20 protein-coding genes, 1 tRNA gene and 1 pseudogene are annotated in these 20,063 nt (G+C 65.3%); 11 read left to right on the top strand and 11 right to left on the bottom strand.

Translation table 11 applies throughout. The annotated features are described in order from the left end of the window. Window positions 1–197 (top strand): phage terminase large subunit family protein (locus tag ABWP84_RS14100; protein ID WP_353212677.1); only part of this gene is annotated, 197 nt, incomplete at its 5' end. 390 nt (window positions 198–587) lie between these two features. On the opposite strand, the gene ABWP84_RS14095 is transcribed toward ABWP84_RS14100, so the two are convergent. After that, on the bottom strand, window positions 588–1,475 hold the full coding sequence (locus ABWP84_RS14095; RefSeq protein ID WP_353212676.1) for a LysR substrate-binding domain-containing protein: 888 nt from the start codon (window positions 1,473–1,475) through the stop codon (window positions 588–590). A 94-nt stretch (window positions 1,476–1,569) separates the two neighbouring features. Here ABWP84_RS14095 and ABWP84_RS14090 point away from each other — a divergent pair, with 94 nt between their 5' ends. The 5 genes from ABWP84_RS14090 (at window position 1,570) to ABWP84_RS14070 (ending at window position 8,599) form a co-directional block, all read left to right on the top strand. Further along, on the top strand, window positions 1,570–3,213 hold the full coding sequence (locus ABWP84_RS14090; protein WP_353212675.1) for a hydantoinase B/oxoprolinase family protein: 1,644 nt from the start codon (window positions 1,570–1,572) through the stop codon (window positions 3,211–3,213). After that, window positions 3,210–5,315, top strand: coding sequence for a hydantoinase/oxoprolinase family protein (locus tag ABWP84_RS14085; RefSeq protein ID WP_353212674.1), 2,106 nt, complete (start codon window positions 3,210–3,212; stop codon window positions 5,313–5,315). Before ABWP84_RS14090 ends, ABWP84_RS14085 begins: the two co-directional genes overlap by 4 nt. 103 nt (window positions 5,316–5,418) lie before the next feature. Beyond that, entirely contained in the window at window positions 5,419–6,396 is a 978-nt protein-coding gene (locus tag ABWP84_RS14080; RefSeq protein WP_353212673.1) for a tripartite tricarboxylate transporter substrate binding protein, read from the top strand. Continuing rightward, window positions 6,397–7,380: a tripartite tricarboxylate transporter substrate-binding protein gene (locus ABWP84_RS14075; RefSeq protein ID WP_353212672.1), complete on the top strand. Its 984-nt coding sequence runs from the start codon at window positions 6,397–6,399 to the stop codon at window positions 7,378–7,380. Window positions 7,381–7,387: 7 nt separating this feature from the next. Continuing rightward, entirely contained in the window at window positions 7,388–8,599 is a 1,212-nt protein-coding gene (locus tag ABWP84_RS14070; protein ID WP_353212671.1) for a pyridoxal phosphate-dependent aminotransferase, read from the top strand. Window positions 8,600–8,668: 69 nt separating this feature from the next. Here ABWP84_RS14070 and ABWP84_RS14065 read toward each other — a convergent pair. After that, a pseudogene (locus ABWP84_RS14065) lies at window positions 8,669–8,803 on the bottom strand (IS3 family transposase); the annotation flags it as partial. A gap of 68 nt (window positions 8,804–8,871) precedes the next feature. On the opposite strand from ABWP84_RS14065, the gene ABWP84_RS14060 reads away from it, so the two are divergent. Further along, complete coding sequence (locus ABWP84_RS14060; RefSeq protein WP_353212670.1) at window positions 8,872–9,753, top strand: hypothetical protein; 882 nt, start codon at window positions 8,872–8,874, stop codon at window positions 9,751–9,753. Between the two features lie 78 nt (window positions 9,754–9,831). Beyond that, window positions 9,832–10,905, top strand: a complete 1,074-nt coding sequence (locus tag ABWP84_RS14055; RefSeq protein WP_353212669.1) for a nitronate monooxygenase — start codon at window positions 9,832–9,834, stop codon at window positions 10,903–10,905. Here ABWP84_RS14055 and ABWP84_RS14050 read toward each other — a convergent pair whose 3' ends face one another. Genes ABWP84_RS14050 through ABWP84_RS14040 form a run of 3 tightly spaced genes read right to left on the bottom strand, consistent with a single transcriptional unit; the run spans window position 10,906 to window position 13,129 of the window. Next, the gene (locus ABWP84_RS14050) at window positions 10,906–11,859 is read right to left on the bottom strand and encodes a hypothetical protein (RefSeq protein ID WP_353212668.1); all 954 of its coding nucleotides are present in this window, start codon (window positions 11,857–11,859) and stop codon (window positions 10,906–10,908) included. After that, entirely contained in the window at window positions 11,856–12,284 is a 429-nt protein-coding gene (locus tag ABWP84_RS14045) for a DUF6524 family protein (RefSeq protein ID WP_353212667.1), read from the bottom strand. Before ABWP84_RS14045 ends, ABWP84_RS14050 begins: the two co-directional genes overlap by 4 nt. Continuing rightward, the gene (locus ABWP84_RS14040) at window positions 12,281–13,129 is read right to left on the bottom strand and encodes a hypothetical protein (protein WP_353212666.1); all 849 of its coding nucleotides are present in this window, start codon (window positions 13,127–13,129) and stop codon (window positions 12,281–12,283) included. The genes ABWP84_RS14045 and ABWP84_RS14040 overlap by 4 nt, the downstream gene beginning before the upstream one ends. Before the next feature lie 111 nt (window positions 13,130–13,240). On the opposite strand from ABWP84_RS14040, the gene ABWP84_RS14035 reads away from it, so the two are divergent. Continuing rightward, entirely contained in the window at window positions 13,241–13,849 is a 609-nt protein-coding gene (locus ABWP84_RS14035) for a hypothetical protein (protein WP_353212665.1), read from the top strand. 5 nt (window positions 13,850–13,854) lie between these two features. Here ABWP84_RS14035 and ABWP84_RS14030 read toward each other — a convergent pair whose 3' ends face one another. From ABWP84_RS14030 to ABWP84_RS14005, 6 genes are all read right to left on the bottom strand, one after another. Continuing rightward, complete coding sequence (locus ABWP84_RS14030; protein WP_353212664.1) at window positions 13,855–14,664, bottom strand: DUF4239 domain-containing protein; 810 nt, start codon at window positions 14,662–14,664, stop codon at window positions 13,855–13,857. A 16-nt stretch (window positions 14,665–14,680) separates the two neighbouring features. Continuing rightward, window positions 14,681–15,070, bottom strand: coding sequence for a hypothetical protein (locus ABWP84_RS14025; protein ID WP_353212663.1), 390 nt, complete (start codon window positions 15,068–15,070; stop codon window positions 14,681–14,683). A 126-nt stretch (window positions 15,071–15,196) separates the two neighbouring features. After that, complete coding sequence (locus tag ABWP84_RS14020; RefSeq protein ID WP_353212662.1) at window positions 15,197–15,841, bottom strand: hypothetical protein; 645 nt, start codon at window positions 15,839–15,841, stop codon at window positions 15,197–15,199. Between the two features lie 87 nt (window positions 15,842–15,928). Next, window positions 15,929–16,936 carry a substrate-binding domain-containing protein gene (locus ABWP84_RS14015; RefSeq protein WP_353212661.1) on the bottom strand — a complete coding sequence of 336 codons (1,008 nt, stop codon included), beginning with the start codon at window positions 16,934–16,936 and terminating at the stop codon, window positions 15,929–15,931. 111 nt (window positions 16,937–17,047) lie between these two features. After that, window positions 17,048–17,866 (bottom strand): hypothetical protein, encoded by an 819-nt coding sequence (locus ABWP84_RS14010; RefSeq protein WP_353212660.1) that lies wholly within the window; start codon window positions 17,864–17,866, stop codon window positions 17,048–17,050. A 324-nt stretch (window positions 17,867–18,190) separates the two neighbouring features. Then, entirely contained in the window at window positions 18,191–18,631 is a 441-nt protein-coding gene (locus tag ABWP84_RS14005; protein WP_353212659.1) for a hypothetical protein, read from the bottom strand. Between the two features lie 130 nt (window positions 18,632–18,761). Between ABWP84_RS14005 and ABWP84_RS14000 the strand changes: the two genes are divergently transcribed. Both ABWP84_RS14000 and ABWP84_RS13995 read left to right on the top strand, forming a co-directional pair. Further along, window positions 18,762–18,836: transfer RNA gene (locus ABWP84_RS14000), tRNA-Thr, on the top strand. Between the two features lie 311 nt (window positions 18,837–19,147). Continuing rightward, complete coding sequence (locus ABWP84_RS13995) at window positions 19,148–20,035, top strand: DMT family transporter (protein ID WP_353212658.1); 888 nt, start codon at window positions 19,148–19,150, stop codon at window positions 20,033–20,035. Window positions 20,036–20,063 lie beyond the last annotated feature (28 nt).

Below are 20,063 nucleotides of genomic sequence, written 5' to 3'. Positions count from 1 at the left end.
GGCGGTACTTCGTGCCTTGCCCAGCCTGTGGCGAGATGCAGTGGCTGCGCTTTGAACGGCTACTCTGGGAGAAGGGCGCGCCCGAGACGGCGCGCTATCATTGCGACGCCTGCGACCATCCCATGCAGGAGCACGATAAGACCGCCATGCTCGGCGGCGGCGAATGGCGCGCGACGGCCCTGGGCCAGCCTCTATGACAGCGATGCCTCCGCGCAGCCGGCCGGCGAGTTCCTCGCCCGCTTTAGCATGCTTGCCATAGGCCCCGGTGGCGGGCCCTGGGCCAGCTGACACCTCCCCACCCCATTTGCATAGGAGATTGCCATGAGCTTGACCCTTGTCCGCACACGCTTCTCGGCCATCGCCGCCAAGATCGAGACCACGCCAGGCACCGATTCCATCGCGGGCTCGCCCGTCGCCGGTGATTTCATCCTCGGCAGCGCCCAGGCCCGCTTTGGCCCGAATGGCGTCGCAGCTGCCCCAGCGTTTCTCCTGGTCCCGGACGAGCAGATGGGGTGCGCGACCTGGATCTACCGTTCGAGGGTGATGTTCCGCGGGGGGGGGGGACCCGCGCCAAGGCTCGCCGCCGGCTACGCTTCGCTGCAAGCAAGAAAAGCCCGTGCGGGGGCCGTGGGATCGCCCCGCGGCGTCGCCAGCCAGATGGAGGTGGTGGCGCGCGCATCATCCAGCCCGCGATGCGTCACCCCCGCCACATGGATCTGCGCGAGCGAAGCTGGCACGACGGCGATGCCGAGGCCCGCAGCGACCAGGCCGATCAACGTGGAATTCTCGCGCGCGGTCTGGGTGATGTTCGGGATGAAGCCGGCTTGGCGGCAAAGCGCCAGAAGTTGCCCGTGCAGCGTCGTGCCGACGGAGCGCGCGAAAAAGATCATCGGCTCGGCCGCCAATGCCGCAACGCGCGGCGGGCCGGCCGCGCTGGCCAACGGATGATCCTCTCGCATCATCACGACCAGGTTTTCTTGCAGCAGTTCCACCGCCGTGATGTCGGCGGGAATGTCGGCGGCGGAAGGACAGCGCAGGAAGCCCACATCCAGCTCGCCGCGCCGCAGCGCCTCGACCTGTTCCATGGTGGGGCATTCCCTCAGGGCGAGGTGCACGTCCGGCAGATGCTCGCGGAAGGCCAGGACAATGCGGGTAAAGACCGGCAGCAACGGCGCCGAAGCGAAGAGGCCGATACGCAACTCACCGATCTCGCCACGCCCGGCGCGGCGCGCGACGGTCTCGGCGCGGGCGGCCTGAGCGAGGGTTGCGCGCGCCTCGGGCAGCAGCATCCGTCCGGCCTCGGTCAGCGCCACGCGGCGGGTGCCGCGTTCAAAGAGCGGAGTGGCCAGCTCGGCTTCCATCTGCCGGATTTGCTGGCTCAGGGGCGGCTGCGCCATGCCGAGGCGGCGGGCGGCACGGGTGAAGTGCAGCTCCTCGGCCAATGCCACGAAATAGCGCAGATGCCGGAGTTCCATATCTAAATCCTATTAATACAGACGTAATCCATATTGGACGCGTTGCTTTGCTGCCGCTAGCGTTCGGCGTCATCGCAGCAGGAAAGGCTTGGTCTTGGACGCCTTCGATCCCATCACCCTCGAAGTCTATTGGAGCCGGTTGATCTCCATCGCGGACGAGGCGGCCACCGGCCTGCTGCGCACCGCCTTTTCCACCATCGTCCGCGAGTCCAATGATTTCGCGACGGTGCTGATGGACCGCAACGGCGATTCGATTTCCGAGAATACCGGCGGCATCGCCTCCTTCTCCTGCATCCTGCCCAAGACCACGAAGCACTTCCTGAACCGCTTCCCGATCGAGACCTGGCAGCCGGGCGATTGCGTCATCACCAACGACCCGTTCCTGGCCACCGGACACCTGCCGGACTTCACCGCCGTTTCGCCCATCTTCCATCGCGGGAAGATCGTTGGTTTCGCGGGTTCCATCGCGCATTCGCCCGACGTCGGCGGCGCGCTGTGGTCGGCAGATTGCCGCGAACTTTACGAGGAAGGCATCCGCATCCCGCCCTCGCGGCTGTTCCGCGCCGGCGAGCGCAACGAGGACCTGGTCGAATTGCTCAGCGCCAATGTCCGCATCCCTGGCCCCGTGATGGGCGACCTGGAGGCCCAGGTTGTGGCAAACCAGGTGGCGGTACGGCGGCTCGCCGAATTCCTGGAGGATACCGGGCTGACCGACCTTCAGGCGTTGTCCGAATCCCTGCAGACCCGGACCGATCTCGCCATGCGCCGCGCCATCGCCGAGGTGCCGGACGGCATCTACGACGCGGCCATCGAGGCCGACGGCTTCGACGAGCAGATCACCCGCATCGTCTGCCGCGTGACGGTGAGCGGGGAGACAATGCACATCGACTTCGCCGGCACCTCGCCGCAGATTGATCGCGGCATCAACTGCGTGCTGAACTACACGCATGCCTATTCAGTCTACCCGGTGAAATGCGCGCTGGACCCCTTCACGCCGCGCAATGAGGGCAGTTATCGCGCCATCACGGTCGCCGCCCCCGAGGGCTCCATCCTCAATCCACGCTTCCCCGCGCCATGCAGCGCCAGGCAACTCACCGGGCATCTGCTGGCGGGCGCGGTCTACAAGGCGCTGGCCGATGTCCTGCCGGACCGGGTGATGGCGGAATGCGGGGGCGCGCCCACCATGCGCGCGCTCTTCAGCGGGCTCGACCAGAATGGCGATCGCTTCTCCCAGGTGCTCTTCGCCAGCGGTGGCATGGGCGCTTGCCCGCATCGCGACGGGCTGCCCACCACGGCCTTCCCGACCAATGTCGGCGCCGGGTCCATCGAAGCCTATGAGAGCGTCGCACCCCTGCTGGTATGGCGAAAGCAGTTGCGGCCTGATTCCGGCGGCGCGGGGAGATTCCGCGGTGGACTCGGGCAGGAGGTGGAAATCGAAATCCGCACACCGGCCGCCGTTCGGCTCTCGCTGCTGTCGGACCGGCGTGACCATCCGGCGCAAGGCCTGCTCGGCGGCAGGCCGGGTGCCGCGGCCGTGATCGCCATCGATGACGGCACCCGCCCGCATCCGAAGTCGCGGACCAGCGTCGGAACCGGGCGTCGCGTCACGCTGCTCTATGCGGGCGGCGGCGGCTTCGGCGACCCCGTGCTGCGCGACCCGGCCGCCATCGCAGCCGATCTGCGCGATGGCTACATCACCGAGGAAGCCGCGATGCGCGACTATGGGGTAAAGCCATGAGCACGCTGACGGCCCGCATCGGCGTCGATGTCGGCGGCACCTTTACCGATTTCGTGCTGCATGATCCGGCACGGCAGCTTGTCGCCACTGGCAAGCGCCTGACCACGCCCGATGACCCGAGCGAGGCCATCATCGCCGGCGTGCTGCGGCTTCTGGAGGAAACCGGCCTCAAGCCATCCGACCTACACAGCATCGTCCATGGCACGACGCTGGTGACCAACACCATCATCGAGCGCACCGGCGCCTGCGTCGGCCTGCTAACCACGGCAGGCTTTCGCGACGTCATCGAGATCGGCCGTGAGACCCGCTACGACCTGTATGACCTCTACCTCGAAGCGCCGCCGACGTTGGTACCGCGCCATCGCCGCGTCGAAATCCCCGAACGCATCGACGTGCATGGCGAGACGCTGCTCGAACTCGACGAGGACGCTGTGCGCACCGCCGTGACCCGCCTGGTGGAGCAGGAAAAAATCGAGGCACTGGCCATCGCCTTCCTGCATTCCTACCATGATGACCGGCATGAGGTTCGCGCGGGCGCCATCGTCGCCGCGCTCTACCCCGGCCTGCCGATCTCGCTCTCATCGCGCGTGGCGCCCGAGATCCGGGAATTCGAGCGCACCAGCACGGCCTGCGCCAATGCCTATGTGCAGCCGCTGATGCGCCGCTACCTCGATAAGCTAGAGGGCTCGCTGGCCGCGCTGGGCTTTGTCGGGCGGCTGCACGTGATGCTCTCGGGTGGCGGCATCGCGGCGCTGCGCGACGCCAAGGAGTTCCCCATCCGCCTGATCGAATCAGGCCCGGCGGCCGGTGCCATGGCGGCCTCCTTCCTGGCGCGGTTGGCCGGCGAAGATCACGTCGTCTCCTTCGATATGGGCGGCACCACGGCGAAGATGTGCCTGGTAGAGAACGCCGCTCCGGATCGGAAATTCGACTTCGAGGCCGGCCGCGTGCGCCGCTTCCAGAAAGGCTCCGGCCTGCCGCTGAAGGTCTCGGTCGTGGACATGATCGAGATCGGCGCTGGCGGCGGCAGCATCGCGCGCGTCGATGCCGCATCCGGACTGATGAAGGTCGGCCCGCGCAGCGCGGGCGCGAAGCCAGGGCCGATCTGCTATGGGCGCGGCGGCACCGAACCGACCGTGACCGATGGCGACCTGGTGCTCGGCCGACTGGATCCGAAGTATTTCCTTGGCGGCGAAATGGCGCTGGACCCTGGCGCGGTGCAGCGCGCGATCGAGACGGGCATAGCCCAGGGCCTGAATGTGACGCGCGACATGGCGGCACTCGGCATCCGGCGCATCGTCGATGAGACGATGGCGGCGGCGACGCGCATGCATCTGGCCGAGAAGGGCCGGGATCCGCGCCGCTACACGCTGATCGCTTTTGGCGGCGCGGGGCCGGTGCATGCTTATGACCTGGCGCGGCTGCTGAAGATGAAGCGGATGCTGGTGCCGCTGGGCGCGGGCGTCGCCTCCGCCCTCGGATTCCTGGTGGCGCCCCCCGCCACCGATCTGGTCCGCAGTCATGTGGGGCGGCTGGAGCGGCTGGACTGGGCGTATGTGAACGGGTTGCTGGCGCAGATGGCGGAGGAGGGCCGCGCCTTGCTGCTCGAAGCCGGCGCCGCGCCGGAGGACATCATCGCCCTTGCCGCCGCCGACATGCGCCACGTCGGCCAGGGCTTCGAGATTCCAGTGAAGCTGCCGGCGATGCAACTCACCACGAACGACTTGCCGGCCATCCGGGAGAGCTTCTTCGTGAGCTACCGCGAACGCTTCGGCCGCGCGCTGACCGACTTGCCGATCGAGGCGCTGAGTTGGCGCGTCGCCTGCATCGCGCCCGGCCGGGATATCCAGCTGGCCGAGGTTGCGAACACCGCGACCGAAAGCTCCTCCGACGCCATGAAGGCCAGGCGTGGTGAGCGCGGCGTGTTGTTCGAGGGCGCCGGCTGGCTGCCCTGCCAGGTCTATGACCGCTACGCCCTGGCGCCGGGGGCGCGGTTCGAAGGCCCGGCCCTGGTGGAAGAGCGCGAGTCCACCTGCGTGATCGGACCCGGCGCCAAGGTTTCCGTGGATGCCTTCCGAAACCTGATTATCGAGCTGCCCTGATCGGGCAACGCTTGCGCAACGTCGTGCCATCGAGAAGTATGGTCGGCTGGCTTCACGGCAAGCACCCCCGCCGCATCGCCGACGGCGACACAGGAGTTGGACCATGCGACCGGTGACTCGTCGTTTTCTGCTGACCACGTCCCTCGTGCTGCCAGCATTGCGCCCGGCCGGGGCGCAGGATGCCTATCCCAGCCGCCCCATTACCCTGGTGATTCCCTGGGCGGCGGGCGGCTCCACCGATGTGCTGGGACGACTGCTTGTGCAGAGCATGGCGGCGGATCTCGGCCAACCGATCGTCGTGGAAAATCGCGGCGGGGCTTCGGGCACCGTTGGCCATGGCTACGTCGCGCGGGCGCGGCCGGATGGCTATACGTTTCTGCTCGGCACCAACAGCACCTATGCTATCGCGCCGCATCTGATGAGCGGGCTGCCCTATGACAACCGGGCTGCCTTCACCGGTGTCAGCTTGGTTGCGCGCAGCGCGCAGGCGCTTTGCGTGCATCCCTCCATCCCGGTAAACAGCGTCGCGGAACTGATCGCCTATGCGCGCTCCAGGCCCGGCGAGGTGACCTTCTCCTCGGCCGGCATAGGCGCCAGCAGCCATCTGGCGACGGAGCTGTTGCAGGCCAGGGCGGGCATCAGGCTGTTGCATGTGCCCTACCGCGGCGGCGGCCCTTCCGCGCAGGGGCTGCTGGCGGGTGAGGTGGCGCTCTCCTTCGTGGATCTCGTGACCGCGCTGCCCTACCGCCCGACCTTGCAGTTGAAGCTGCTGGGTGTCAGCACCGCCGCGCGCTCCGAACTCGCACCCGATGTGCCGACGCTTGCGGAGTCCGGTGTGCCAGGCTTCGATTCCTCGACCGATGTCATCATGCTGCTGCCGGCCAACACCCCGGCACCGATCGTCGCACGGCTTTCGGCGGCGCTCACCAGGGCACTCACGGATGCGGAGACGCGACGACGCATCATCGCCATGGGAATCGAGCCGCTGGGCACCAGCGCTGCCGAGCTTGACGTCTATTGGACGCGCGAGAGCGCGAAGTGGGGTGAGATCATTCGCAGCCAGAACATCACGCTCGGCTGAATGACCCCGCGCCGCCTTGCCCTGGCCGCTCTCACGGCGGCACCCTTCGCACGCGCCTGGGCCCAGGCTTATCCGGATCGCGTGATCGGCTTCACCGTCCCTTTCCCGGCGGCGGGCTCGGCCGATCTGCTGGCGCGCCTCCTGGCGGATCGGATGGGGCCGCTGCTCGGGCCGGGCGCGCGGATGGTGGCGGACAACCGGTCCGGCGCCGGCGGCACCATCGGCAGCGATTACGTGCGGCGCCAGCCGGCCGATGGTCACGCCATCCTCCTCGCCACGCCCTCCACCCACGGCACGGTGCCGGCGCTGCAGCCGGACACGACGCCTTATGACCCAGCCGCGGACTTCTCGGCGATCGCCATTCTCGGCCGGGCGCCGATCGCGCTCGCGGTGCCTAATGCCTCCCCGCATCGTGACCCGGTAGCGCTGATCGCCTGGCTGCGCGCCAATCCTGGCCGTGCGAGCTGGGGCAGTTCCGGCTCGGGCAGCATCGGGCATTTGACCGGCGAAATGATGAGCCTCGCGGTTGGCGGATTGCGCTCCGAACACATCCCCTATCGCGGCGGCGCGCCGCTGGTGGAGGCGCTGACCAAGGGCGAGGTACAATACGCCTGGGAGCCGCTGGGCTCGCTCGCCGCGCCGGTGCGCGATGGTCTGTTCCGCCTCATCGGCATGGGCAGCGCCACGCGGCATCCCCTTTTCGCCGAAGTACCGACCATGCAGGAGGCCGGCTTAGCGGGGTTCGAGGCCTCCACTTGGAATGTCATGCTGGGTCCCAGGGGCATGCCCACCGCCATCGTCGCGCGACTGAACGTAGCGGCAAACCAAGTGCTCGCCATGCCCGATATGCAGGCGCGCCTGGCCGCCGCCGGCATCGATGCGATCAGCGACAGCACGCCCGAAAGCACTGCGATTTTCCTTGCCCAGGAGCTTGCGAAGTTCAAAGACATCGTCGCGCGCGCCCGGCTGAACCTGCCACGTTGAGGATCACATGACCGACCATCCTGCCATCGCGGACCGTCTGAACCGAATTTCCCCCTCCCAGACCACTGCGATGCGCCAACGCGTCCAGGCGCTCAAGGCGGAGGGGCGGGACGTGCTGGCGATTTCCTCCGGCGAGCCGGATTTCGACACGCCGCAACACATCAAGGACGCCGCCGTTGCGGCCATCCAGGCCAACCAGACGCGCTACACGGACATCGCCGGCACGCCGGCGATACGCCGCGCGGTTGCCGACAAATTCAGGCGCGACAACGGGTTGGACTACGCCCCGGAGGAGATCCTGATCGGCACCGGCGGCAAGCAGGTGATCTATGACGCACTGATCGCCACCATCAACGCGGGCGACGAGGTGATCATCCCGACGCCCTGCTGGGTTTCCTACCCCGATATCGTGGGGCTGGCCGATGGCACGCCCGTGCTGCTGCCCTGCGGCCCGAACCAGACCTTCAAGCTGCTGCCGGAACAGCTTGAAGCCGCGATCACGCCGCGCACGAAATGGCTGATCGTCAACACACCCTCCAACCCCACCGGCGCGACCTACAGCGCAAGGGAATTGCGGGCCCTGTCGGAGGTTCTGCTGCGCCACCCGCAAGTGATGGTGCTGACCGACGACATCTACGAGAAGCTGGTTTTCGACGGTCGGCAATTCGCCACCTTCGTTCAGGTAGAACCCCGCCTGCGCGACCGAACAGTGACGATGAACGGCTGTTCCAAGGCCTATGCGATGACCGGATGGCGCATCGGCTTCGGCGCAGCGCCGCGCCACCTGATCAAGGCGATGGACAAGCTCCAGGGGCAATCCACCTCCAACACCTGCTCCATCGCGCAGGCAGCGGCCGTCGCGGCCCTGGAGGGTCCGCAGGATGCGACGGAAGCCATGCGCCAGGTCTACGAGGCGCGGCGGAACCGCGTGGTGGCGGCGCTGAACGACACGCCACACCTCCGCTGCCACCTGCCCGAGGGCGCCTTCTACGCCTTCCCCGATATGACCGCCTGCCTGGGCCGTACCACCGCCGGCGGCACACTCATCGGGAGCGACCTGGGTTTCGTCTTCGCGCTGCTGTCGGAAGCGGGCGTCGCCACGGTGCATGGCAGCGCTTTCATGTTCCCCGGCCATTTCCGCATCAGTTTCGCCGCCGCCGATGGCCTGCTCGACGACGCCTGCCAGCGGATCCGGCGCTTCTGCGAGGGGCTGAGTTAGGTGTTTGGTCCCGGGTTTTGATGGTGCAGTCTGCTCCAAGCAATGGAAGGATGCGCTATGGGTCAAATTCTCCTCGGCCGCCTTCACCACGATGTAGCCTGGGCTTGCGATCAGATCATGCGCCTTGAGCAGGCGATAGACCGAGGCTTCTGAGACGAAATAACGCTGCTGGTCGGTGAAGCGCACGGCGAGTTCGCGCGGCGAACCTCAGCCGCAATGCCAAGCGCGCAGCCTATGCGCATATCGCTTTCAACTTCATTGGCGTGGCGATCATGCTGCCGCTCTTCCCCTTCATGATCCAATTGGTGCCAATGGTGGTGGGCGATATAGGCCGCGCCGTGGTGGTCGATGGGGTGGAGACCTATCCGCTCGTGCCGGTGGCTGTTGGCGTCTATTCCACCGCTTTCAATATCTTTAATGTAATGCTCCTCTTTCCTTTCGTGGGCGTCTTCGAGCGAGTGCTCATGCGGGTGGGCCGCCATGCGGCGGAGGATGTCGAGGATTACAGCCAGGCGAAGTATCTCAACCCGGATAATCGCAGCGACATGGACGCAGCACTGGGCACCATCCAGCAGGAAATGGCCCGCCACCTGCAGGGCACAGCCATCCTGCTCGAGATCGCCGAGAAAAGTCCCAATGCGCCGGATAATGCGAGGGATCATTTCGACGCCATCGACATCCTCAGTCGCGAAATCCGCAACTACACCGCCTCGCTATTCCGCCCAGACCTCTCCCCCCGACAGACCGACCTGTTGGCAAGCCTGATCGAGGAGGCGGATTTCGCCGCCTCCCTCGGTGAAGTGCTCTTCCAGTTGACCCACCGGATCGAGAGCGATGATTTCAGCGCACCCGGCCTTGCCATCCTGCACCGCGCTATCGCTGCGTTGCGAGGCTCAATGTCCGAGCTCACATCCGGCGTTCCAGTGGCGAGCAGCACGGCGCGTGATAATGCGGACCAGCATGCAGCGGACCTATTGCAGTTGCGCGCCGATGTCCTGGCCCTGCCAGAGGCGACCACTTCGCTCGAGCGCGGCGCCTTGCTGGCTCTGCTGGGCAGCACCGAACGGGCATTCTTTGTAATCGCACGCGTCCATATGGAGCGCCAATCGGTCGAACAGCGCTACACGGCCAATATCGACGCCGCCATGGCGTGAGACTCATGCGCCGTCACCGGCCCTGGGCTGCAATGGCCCGGGTTGCGGGGCGGCGCTGATTGCGCCCCATTGGTGGCCATGAACCACCATATTCAGTTCCGCATCGATGGCTTCTGCCAGCGTTTCGGCCTCCGCCTTCCCATTCTGCTCGCACCCATGGCCGGGGCCTGCCCGCCCAGCCTGAGCATCGCCGTGGCGAATGCCGGCGGCTTGGGTGCCTGCGGTGCGCTGCTGCTGCAGCCCCCTGCCATGCACGCCTGGGCGCAGGAGGTGCGCAGCCAGTCCAATGGCGCCTTTCAGATGAACCTTTGGGTGCCCGACCCTGCGCCGCTGCGCGACCCGGCGGCCGAGGCCGAAATGGCGGCCTTCCTGGGCCAATGGGGCCCGGCCGTGGCACCCGGCGCGGCTGATGCGCCGCTGGTGGATTTCGTCGCGCAATGCGACGCCCTGCTGGCCGCCGCCCCGCCCATCGTCAGCTCGGTGATGGGGCTCTACCCGCCGGAATTTGTCGCCCGCCTCAAGGCCGCCGGCATCGCCTGGTGGGCCAATATCAGCACCCTGGCCGAGGCCCGCGCCGCCGCGGCCGCGGGGGCGGATGCGGTGGTGGCACAAGGGATGGAGGCCGGTGGCCATCGCGGCTGCTTTGTGGCCGGCGAGGCTGAGGCCGGCATGGTGGGAAGCCTCTCATTGATCCCGGCGGTGGCAGATGCCCTGGCCATCCCGGTCATCGCCACCGGCGGCATCGCCGATGGCCGTGGCGTGGCAGCCGCCCTGATGCTGGGTGCCAGCGCGGTGCAGATCGGCACCGGCTTCTTGCGCAGCCCCGAGGCCCGGCTGCCACCAGCCTGGGCTGCGGCCCTCGCACTCACCCCGCCCGAGGGCACGGCCGTGACCCGGGCCTTCAGCGGCCGCGCCGGGCGCGGCATCGCCACGCAATACCTCCGTGCGGCTGCGGCCGCCGATGCCCCACGCCCCGCGCCCTACCCGATACAGCGCGGCCTGACGCAAGCAATGCGCGAGGCCGCGGTCAATTCTGGCAATCTCTCAGCCATGCAGGCCTGGGCCGGGCAATCGGCCATGCTTGCACGCCCCGAGCCAGCGGGTGAATTGGTGGCGTGGCTCTGGCAGGACGCGCAGGGCTGGCTCGGCTGATCAGCCGCGCATCCGGGTGAACCAGCTTGTGGAGCGGAATGGCCAAAAGCCGTGGGGCTTGGGAGTAAATCCCGCCTCGGTAGCGATGCGCGCCGCGGCTCTCTCAGCCTTGGCCATGGTGAGCCCGGGCTCATTCAGGCCACGATAAAGCCCCGCCGCCTCGCGCATAGCGCGATGGTCGACGCGGCCTTTGCGGTCCGCCTGGGAGCGCAGATAGGTGATCAGATCGCGTTTGATGGCCTCAGGGTTGACGCCACCGGGATCCACCAAGGCGGTGCGCGCCTCCTCCAAGGTCATCCCCTCCTCGGTCACCGCCTTTTCGAGCAGGGCGAATTCGGCCTCGGCATCCAGCGCGCCGCGGCGGCGGCGCAGCCGGGCGATATCGGCGATGCGCGGTGGCCCGCCCACCCCCTGCGGTGACAGCGCATCGGGCTTGAGGGTGGCCACGCCCCCTGCCCCAACGTCGCCGATCTTGAAACCGGGGGGAATGCAAGACCGGCAGGTGGGCCGCATCACCGAACCATCAAGCGCCATGAGCTTGATCTCGATCAGCAGGTCCGGATGGCGGGCGCGAATGGCATCGGCGGCGGCATTGAGCACCTCGACATGCACGCGCAATTCATCGTCCGGGTCATCGGCCAAGCGGCGCCCGGCCCAGATATCCATCGCGCCGCAATCGCGGTGGTTCAGCAGCGTGACATTGCGAATACCATGCAATTTCAGGCTGGCAGCCAGATTTTCCCATGTAGTCGATTGCCAGTGGGGATGCTTGTCATTAACCAGCGCCAGCGCTGCGCCGGCAATACGCATCTCGCTGTAGCGGTCCGTCCGGCCGAGGGCGGCGAAGTGGAAGGTCACGTCATCGGTCAGCCGCGGGTCAATGCATGACACCAGAAAGGTATCGGCAATGGCCGGAATGGGGCCGGTCGGCCCCGGGGTGTTGGTCGCGCTCAATGTGGAACTTCCTCGACATGCTGCACCCCGGTCAGCCGGTGCATGATTGAGGCGAGGGTCAGCCCCGCCGTGAGCACTGCGACCATCGTGAGCATCACCGCGATCAGCACGGTGCCGCCATCCTGTCGGTCGAGCAGGCCAAATTCGGACATGGCTGCAAAGCCCAGCCCGGATAAAGTGAGAATATAGAACACACCCGATGGCCGCAGGATGGCGAAAACCGTTTTCCAGACCAGCACATGCAGGCCCAGCACGCCCAGCCCCACAAAGCCCTTGGCCCAGAAGCTGTTCCAAGGCCCGTTGGTGGGCGCGCCCATCCAATGCCAATAGGAGTATCCGCTGGGGTTATACAGCGAGAAGACCAGCAGCATGCTGAACAACAGCCGCGCCACCACCGCCTTCCAATCATAGGGGGCTGCGGTCATCGGCAGGCGGCCAGAGCTTTGGCGATGGCCCCACGGCCATCGGCAATAACCGAGGCCTCGGCCGCATCAATGGCTACCATGGCCTGCGCTTCGAAGGCGGGGCGGTGCAGGGTGGCGTCCACGCGATTAATCGCCCAATCCACCCCCCAGGCGAGGCCCACGCCGCCCAATGTGCCGACCAACACCCCTGGCGTGCCCACCAGACCATAGCCGAGATAGCCACCCACGGCGACCACGCTGCCCGCCTCGCTCAGGCGCAGCACCAGCGCGCCCAGTCGCGCGGCCATCGGGCGGATGGAGCGCAGAAACACGGTTTCCGAACCTGCTGCCTCGGAAAGCCGTTCGGCGGGGTTGAGGCGCAGGGCCAGGGCGAGCCGCTCGCCCAGGGCCGGGTCGCGCGCCTCGTGCGCAAGGGTTGTGGCGAGATAGGCCATGTCGATGTCAAAGCGGCCATCGCCCAGGCTCGGCCGTGTCACCCGCTCCAAAAACGCTGCACGCACCGGCACCGCCATGGCATGGGTTATGGTTTCGGCATTGGGCAAAGCTGCCCGGCCCAGCGCGGCCTCGCCCAATTGCAGCAGGCCCCGCCCGGCAATATTATAGGCGGTATAGTAACTCTGGATCCAATCATAGGCCCAGGCGCTGAATTCGGGCACCAGCCCGCGTGCCTGGCCAAAGCCCAGCGCCACGCTATCCTCCAAGATGCGTTGGGCAAGCGTGGTGAGGTTCGCCGCGGTGGCAGGATCAGCGCAGATCGAGCGGATTGGGCCTGGCGTTTGCACCAGCGCCGGCGAGAGGGCGCCCGGCAGCACACCCACCTGCCCCTGAGCCCGCGGATGGGCCATTGCATGCCCCGTAAGCATCATCAAAACCGGCAGCACACACAGCAAGATGGCGTATCCAGCACGGCCCGGGCGGCCTAGAATGGCGCCCATGCCACTCAACCTGATCGCACCATGTACGGGCTGAACCTGCCCGACCCGCTGACCGACAGCCTGGCCGCGCTGTTGGTCTTCACCCTCACCTATGCGCAGATTCGCATCGGCCTGCTGCTCTATAGCATGGTCGCGCCGGCCGATGCCGAAGCCGTGCCGCTGCTCCATGTCACCGCCATTATCGCCGGCCTGCTGCTGGGATTGCCGCTCTTGGCCGGCCTGCCGCATGCGGCTGATTTCCAGCCAGCGCGCCTTTATGCCGCAGACAGCCCATGGGCGATTGGCGTGATCGAATTTGTCTATCGCTTCACCCTGCCCAACCGGCAAACCCTGAATAATGCATGGCTGATCCTGTCCGGCGCTGATCCGCTGTGGGTTGCGTTGATCGGATATATCGGCCTGGCTCTGGCCACCCTCGCAGCCCTGCAGGCGGCCATGCTGTGGAAAGGCATGGCCGGAGCGCGCGCTGCCCTGGCGGGCCTGCTGCTCGCCGGCTGGACTGCGCTCGTGGTGCACCACCTGGCGCATCTGCTGGCCTGGAGCGCGACACATTTGAATTTCTGGCTCTTCGCGCTGGCTTTGCTGCTGTGGCAAAGAATGCGCTACGCCCCCGCGCATCGCTCGCACTGAATTGCTCATAGGCTCAGACCTACAGCCATCATCTGATAAAATGGCGAAGGCGATAGAAATGGCGGCGCCCCGTTGAAGGGAAATGCCATCTTGCCAGACACCATGAGGACAACGCCGACAATGAGCGCGATCACCCCGCCCATGGCGTAATGCACCCCGTTCGAGGCGCTGCCGACGAACCATTGAAACACCAGCACCGCGACTGAGACCGTCAGCACCAAAATCCAGATCAGCGTGCCAAAGGTGCGCGAATGCTGCGACAGCCGAGCGATCCGCGCCTCGGAGACCTGGGCGATCCAGCCAACCACATTCTGCGCCAGGGCCTGCTGCGCGCTGGTCAAAGGCTCGGCATCGAAGAAGGCGCGGGTGAGGCGCTGAAATTCCACGTCGGAGCCCGAGCGGCCATCGGAGGCGATCATATGCGGCCAGTCCTTGGTCGCCACTGCGCTGGCATAGTCGCGCAGCGAAGCATACATCTCAGTCCGGCGCGGCGCCTGAGCCGCCTCGCCGTAACTCGGCACCGAAAGGGCAAGAAGGTACAGCCCACCTGCCTCGCGCTGAAGATTGTCACGCGACGTCTGATAAATATCCCATGATCCAACAAGGGTAAGCGCCGCCACCGCGGCATAGACCTCAATCACGAAGCTGTACTTGGCGATCCCGACAGTGGAGTTCGCGCTCAGCTCCTGCGGCGTGAAGGCGCCAAGGATGACCTGGCCGATCACAAAAGCCATGAGCAGCGGCACGCTCAACGCCACCAGCAGCATGACCGGCAGCGGTAGCGAGGCCAGGAATTGAACGAGATCGCCGCTCATAATGCTGATGCTGTGTTCACGCCTCGATCGCGCGATACCACCGCCGCGTGCGCAGCGGGAAACCTGCCTTCTTAGCCTCGATGTCGTTCTCTTCCATCAGGCGTTTGACGCGGGTGCGGGCCTCGGTTTCGTTCACCGTGGTGCCGGCGCGGCCGCGATAGAAATTGGCAGTCTTTTCAAAATCTCCCCGCGCAATTCGGCCGCGCTGGTCCGACAGGGTGCGCAGCAGTTGCAGGGTTGAGCGATCAAGCTCGGATTGATTGGCAACGCCGGCATCCTCGGTGCTGCGGCGCAACGTCGCCTGCGCCTCGCCGAGGGAGAGGTTGTAGCGGGTGACACCCTCTTCCAGCAGTTTCATCTCCCGATCGCTGTCGAGAAAACGCCTGCCCTGCGTGTGCAGCTTCACCAATTCGGCAAAGCGGGCGGGCTGGGGCGGACCAGGGGGTTGTGTGTCACTATTGCGCATCATCATGTTCCTGGAGCTGGTGTGGGCCGGAAAATTTGGCGTTATCAGCAAACTGAGTTTGTAAGATCATAGCGCATCGGCTGCGCGACGCAGCATGGGTGGCGGTGGCATGTCAAGCTGGTTGCCACCGGCGCGCGGGCCACTGGTCTGCTGCAGGCGGTGGTTCAACTGCTCAATGGCCCGCAAAATACGGCTGGCATCCGAGCCCACCGGGGCATCGACGGGTGCTAGGGTGAACTTAACATAGGGCAGCGGCAGCAGGGTTACGGTGATTTTTTCCACCGCATAGCCATCCATGGAGTTCGCCTCGACAATGCCCTCCATGATCATGCGCTGGATCACCGCCAAAGGCCCGGAATTGCGCCGGGCGTGGCGATCCAGCGCACGCTCCAGGTACTCATGGTCGGCCTCAGAAAGTTGCCGCGCCAAGCCAAATTCCATAGTCAGCCCAGGCAATAGGCTGAAGGTGCTCTCTATTGTCTTCAGCTTGAAGCCGGCAATGGCCATCAGACCGTTGAAGTCATCGTTTTGAACACTGTCAATGGAATAGCGACGGGCAAAGTCGATTGTACTATGGCCCAGCCCCAGGCCCAGGCCCAAGCTATCACGCAGGAAACTAAACCAACCACCGACCCGACCACCAAAAGCTGAGTTGGGCGGCAGATCCTGCAACGGAACCTGGATAGTGGGCTGCAGCGGCGTTTGTGCCATAGGCCGGGTATAGGGGCTGATGCTGGCCAACAGGATGGCGGCGGAGAGAAGAAGGCGCTTGCGCATTGGGAGGGGTCCTGTGCGGGGTCAGCGTGAGATCAAGGTGAGGCGTTCGGCGATGCTGCGCTGAGCGGCCCGCCGCGCGGCGGGAAAGGGCACTAAACCGATTGCGGTCAAAGCCCCACCCGGGCCGCCATTGGCCTCCGAGACTGCATCAATGACGAATTCGCGAACGCCACGCACCACACCCACGCCCTGAATACTGCGGGCATGCTGACGTTTGGCGTAAAGATAGAGAATGCGGGTCAGTTCATACTCGCCGCTGGCAACTGTAGTGGCGCTGGGCAGCACGCCATTGAGGGCAACCGGCACCAGATTGCCGCCGCTTTCCAACAACTGGGCATAGGAAATCGCAGCGATAGTGCCCGGCGGGCTGTCCAGCAACGCGGCCGGCACCTCAGCCACGCTCGTTTCGCGCACCCGGCCATCATGGCGCAGAGTGGTGCATTTCGGCACCCGGATCGAGGCCAGAAAGATCAGGCGCACCGCCTTCACATCGCGGCAGCCGCCTTCCATCACGAAGTCATTAAACAGCGCGCGGGTGCCGTTGGTCCGGTCGGGCAGAATGGCGCGGATCGGCGTCTCAGGCAGGTTCGAGCCAACACGAGACCAGGTGTTGAGGGTATTGTCGATGAACTCTTCATTCTGTGCCAAATCGGCGGCCAGGGCAGTGTAAATCTGCCGGGTGGTGAGACCTGCAATACTGTCCCCACGACGCGTGGCGATGACCACGGCCCCCTGTCCGAGCTGCACCTCCACCACATCGCTCACACCATTCGATTGGCACTCGTTCAGTTGGGCACGCGATATGCGGCGGGTGCTGACGGCGATGTCGGGCGTATTGGGGCCCACGCCGGCGCAAAACCGCTCCAGCGCCGCGGCCGACCCCATCATCTCCATCCGCGGCGGCTGCACTTCAGCATAGCGGTTGATGAAAGCCTCCACCAAAGTGTCAGTCACGCCACGGGCGGAGACCGTAGAGACGATATGCAGCCTGTTGCGCAGCGTGATGCCCTCCTGCGCGCTGGCAGGCATCGCACCCAGCCATGCAATGAGCCAGCCCAACAGCACTGGTCGAAGGCTTTTGAGCATTATCGATGGGTTCCGAGTTTCGCGGGGGATGGTGAGCGTTGCGGCCATGGGTGACTAACCTGGATTGCCGCGGCCAAGGGCGCGGAGAATGGTTTCCTGTACAGCCTGCTCGGCGGCGATGCGGGCACGCGCCTGGGCCCGCCAACCAGCGACAAGCGGCTGCAGGACAGGGTCAAGCGTCTCAAGGTCAGCCAGTGCTGGGGCCAGGCGGCCACGGGCGAGAAGTTGGGCAACATTGGCCACCGTGGCCTCGGCCGGGGCTGGGGGGAGCGGCTCGGCCAAGCCAATCCAGGCCAAGAGACGGCGCCACATGGCGGAAAACCAATCACCCCAACCCGCATAGTCGGGGCCACGCGCGGTCAATAACGGCGCCAGCGCGGTGAAGCCTTCCCGCAGGTCAGATGGCGTGGCGAGGCCGCGCCCGGCATGGCTCAGCAGCGTTTCCGCCAAGGCGGGCGGCAGCCCATCAGCAGGCGCCAGATCACGCATCGCCTGCAATTCACGCTGATAGGGCCTGCCGGCAAGCAGCACGGCTTGCAGGTTCAGGGCGGCAAGAGTGAACCGATCGACCCGATGGGCCATATCAGCCCCCGCCTCGGGAGCAGGCAGCGCGGCGCTGGCCGGGCCGACCAAAACCGGCGCCGCCACGACGGAATGGGTGACCGGGGGGTCGAGGCTCGGCGCAGGCTCAGCCAGGCGGGGCGTGCTGGTGACGAGTTCAAGGGTTGATGTCAGGCGGGCAAGCTGCGCCTCAAGCGCGGCAATTCGCGAGCTCAGCCGCGGATCTGATGCCGGCCCCTGGGCCTGGATCTGGGCCTGGATCTGCGCCTGGGCCTGGGTCTGGGCTTTGGCCTGTTTTGCAAGATATGTCAAAGCAGGCAGCCCAAAGACCGCCGCGACATAAATGCATGAAAAAAAAGCATATATTTTTGGCATATATAGGCCCATCAATACCACTCGCCCCGGATCACAGATTTATGTCTTGGATAAAAATTTCTAGCCTTAATGCTCTACTGTATGCCACCGTTCGTACCCGGTTAATATTTCGTTGGGCGCATTTGGTGGTGACATTTTAGCTACAAAGCGTTGAAAACGTCAAATATATTTCATTCATAGTGCATCTATTCGGCATAGCGGGCCTCCCCCAAAACCTTCCATCCCCGGGGTTGAGCGGCACATCCCTCCGGATTGGCCCATTTAATCCGTCGCACGAGACGCCTCATCACGCTGCGGCGAGGCGGCCATGGCCGCGTTGACCCGACGCATAAACCCCAGCAGCGGACGATTGTCGCGCAGGCTCAGCATGAAGGCATTTTCGGCAAAGGCATCGCGGAGATAATGCCCCGTCGGCGCCGGACACCCAGCATAGGTGAAGCGCAAGAACTGCACGAGGGTAAAAGAGCGCACAATGTGAACACCCACCAATTCACGCAGATAGAAGGTGCTGGCAATCTCGCGCTCAAGATGATAGCCCAGATTGAGTAGCGAAAATAACATGCCATGCCGCTCTATTTCGATACGATCATGCAAAAGAGTGATATGGCCACCCAGCCCTTCGAGACTGGCAATGGCGCCACCGCCGCCATGGGGCGCGGTCTCATGCCGCAATCGGCCATCTGGTTTATCGGCTATCATCACGATTGCATTATCATATCTGCGATTTGGCCACGCCACCTGGCCATTTTAACCCCATCGGCAAGGGCAAATGACGATTGCCCGCTCCGCATGCTTGAGCATCCCCGGGATGATCGCCTAGAAGGCAAGGCGGGCCGGGTTAGCACAGCGGTAGTGCAGCGGTTTTGTAAACCGAAGGTCGGGGGTTCGATCCCCTCACCCGGCACCACTCCGCAACGCAGTGCCACCCAGCGCCCGGCCTGTAGGGCCAATGCCATCCACCCCATCGCCCAAATTGACCTCATGGCTGCCGCTTACCACGCCCCACACGATGGCGTTATGCAATAAACGATTGTGAACTATAACACATGCAACGGTGACGGGCCTGGCTTGTGGTGATCCGCAGCACGCCTTGCCGGCCAGCCCGGCGGCCCGCATCGTGATGTTTCATGGCGCTTGCCTGCCTTACCAAGGTGCCAGGGGGCTTCAAATCCTGGCCCGCCCGCCGCAAGCTGCCTGCGCAACTTTTGGCGCGCCCTCTTGTCCCCAGCCACCCAACAAACCGCCTCGCCGAAAAACATCCTCATCGGCGTCGGCTGCATGTGTTTCGCAGGGTTGCTCTTCTCGGTGATGGGCGGCGTGGCCAAATTGCTGGGCGAGCATTATTCCTCCGTGCAGGTCTCCTGGGCGCGCGCCTTCATCCATATGGTGTTTCTGACGGCCTTCTTCGTGCCGCGACATGGGCTGATCGTCCTTCGCACCCGCAGACCCTGGCTGCAGCTCGGCCGGGCGGCGACATTGACCGCCTCCAACCTCTGCTTCTTCTTCGCCATCACTTTCATCCCGCTCGCCAAGGCCTCGGCCATTTCACTGACGGCGCCGCTCATCGTGGCGCTGCTGGCCTGGCCCATGCTGCGGGAGCGCACCACGCCGCTGCGCATCCTCGCCGTGCTGGTAGGCTTCGCCGGCGTGCTGGTGGTGATCCGCCCTGGCGCTGCAGTGTTTCACCCAGCGTCCCTCTTCGTCGTGGTCTCCGCCACGGCCTATGGGGTCTATCAAATCCTCACCCGCATGGTTGCACCTTATGATTCGCCCGCCACCTCGGCGCTGTGGTCGCCACTGACAGGCGCCATCCTGCTCATGGCCGCCCAGCCCTGGGTGTGGGAAAACCCGCATTCGCTGGGCGATGCCATGCTGTTCCTGCTCTGCGGCGTGCTGGGCGCGGTGGGGCATTATTTCGTGGCTCAGGCGCTGCGCTTCGCCCCCGCCAATGTCGTCTCGCCCTTCCAATACCTGCAATTGCTGGCCGCCGTAGCGGTGGGCTTCGTGCTGTTCGGCAATCTGCCCGATGCGCTGACCTGGGTGGGTGCAGCCATCATCGTCGGTGCTGGGCTGCTGCTCACCTGGAGCCAGACCCGCGGACGATGAAACGGCTCGGCGCCCTGCCGCGTTGATC

Source organism: Rhodovarius sp., from assembly GCF_040399605.1.
GTDB classification, from domain to species: Bacteria; Pseudomonadota; Alphaproteobacteria; order Acetobacterales; family Acetobacteraceae; genus Rhodovarius; species Rhodovarius crocodyli_A.
Note: the sequence above shows the minus strand (reverse complement) of the source record. Positions and strands in the feature narration are given on the sequence as shown.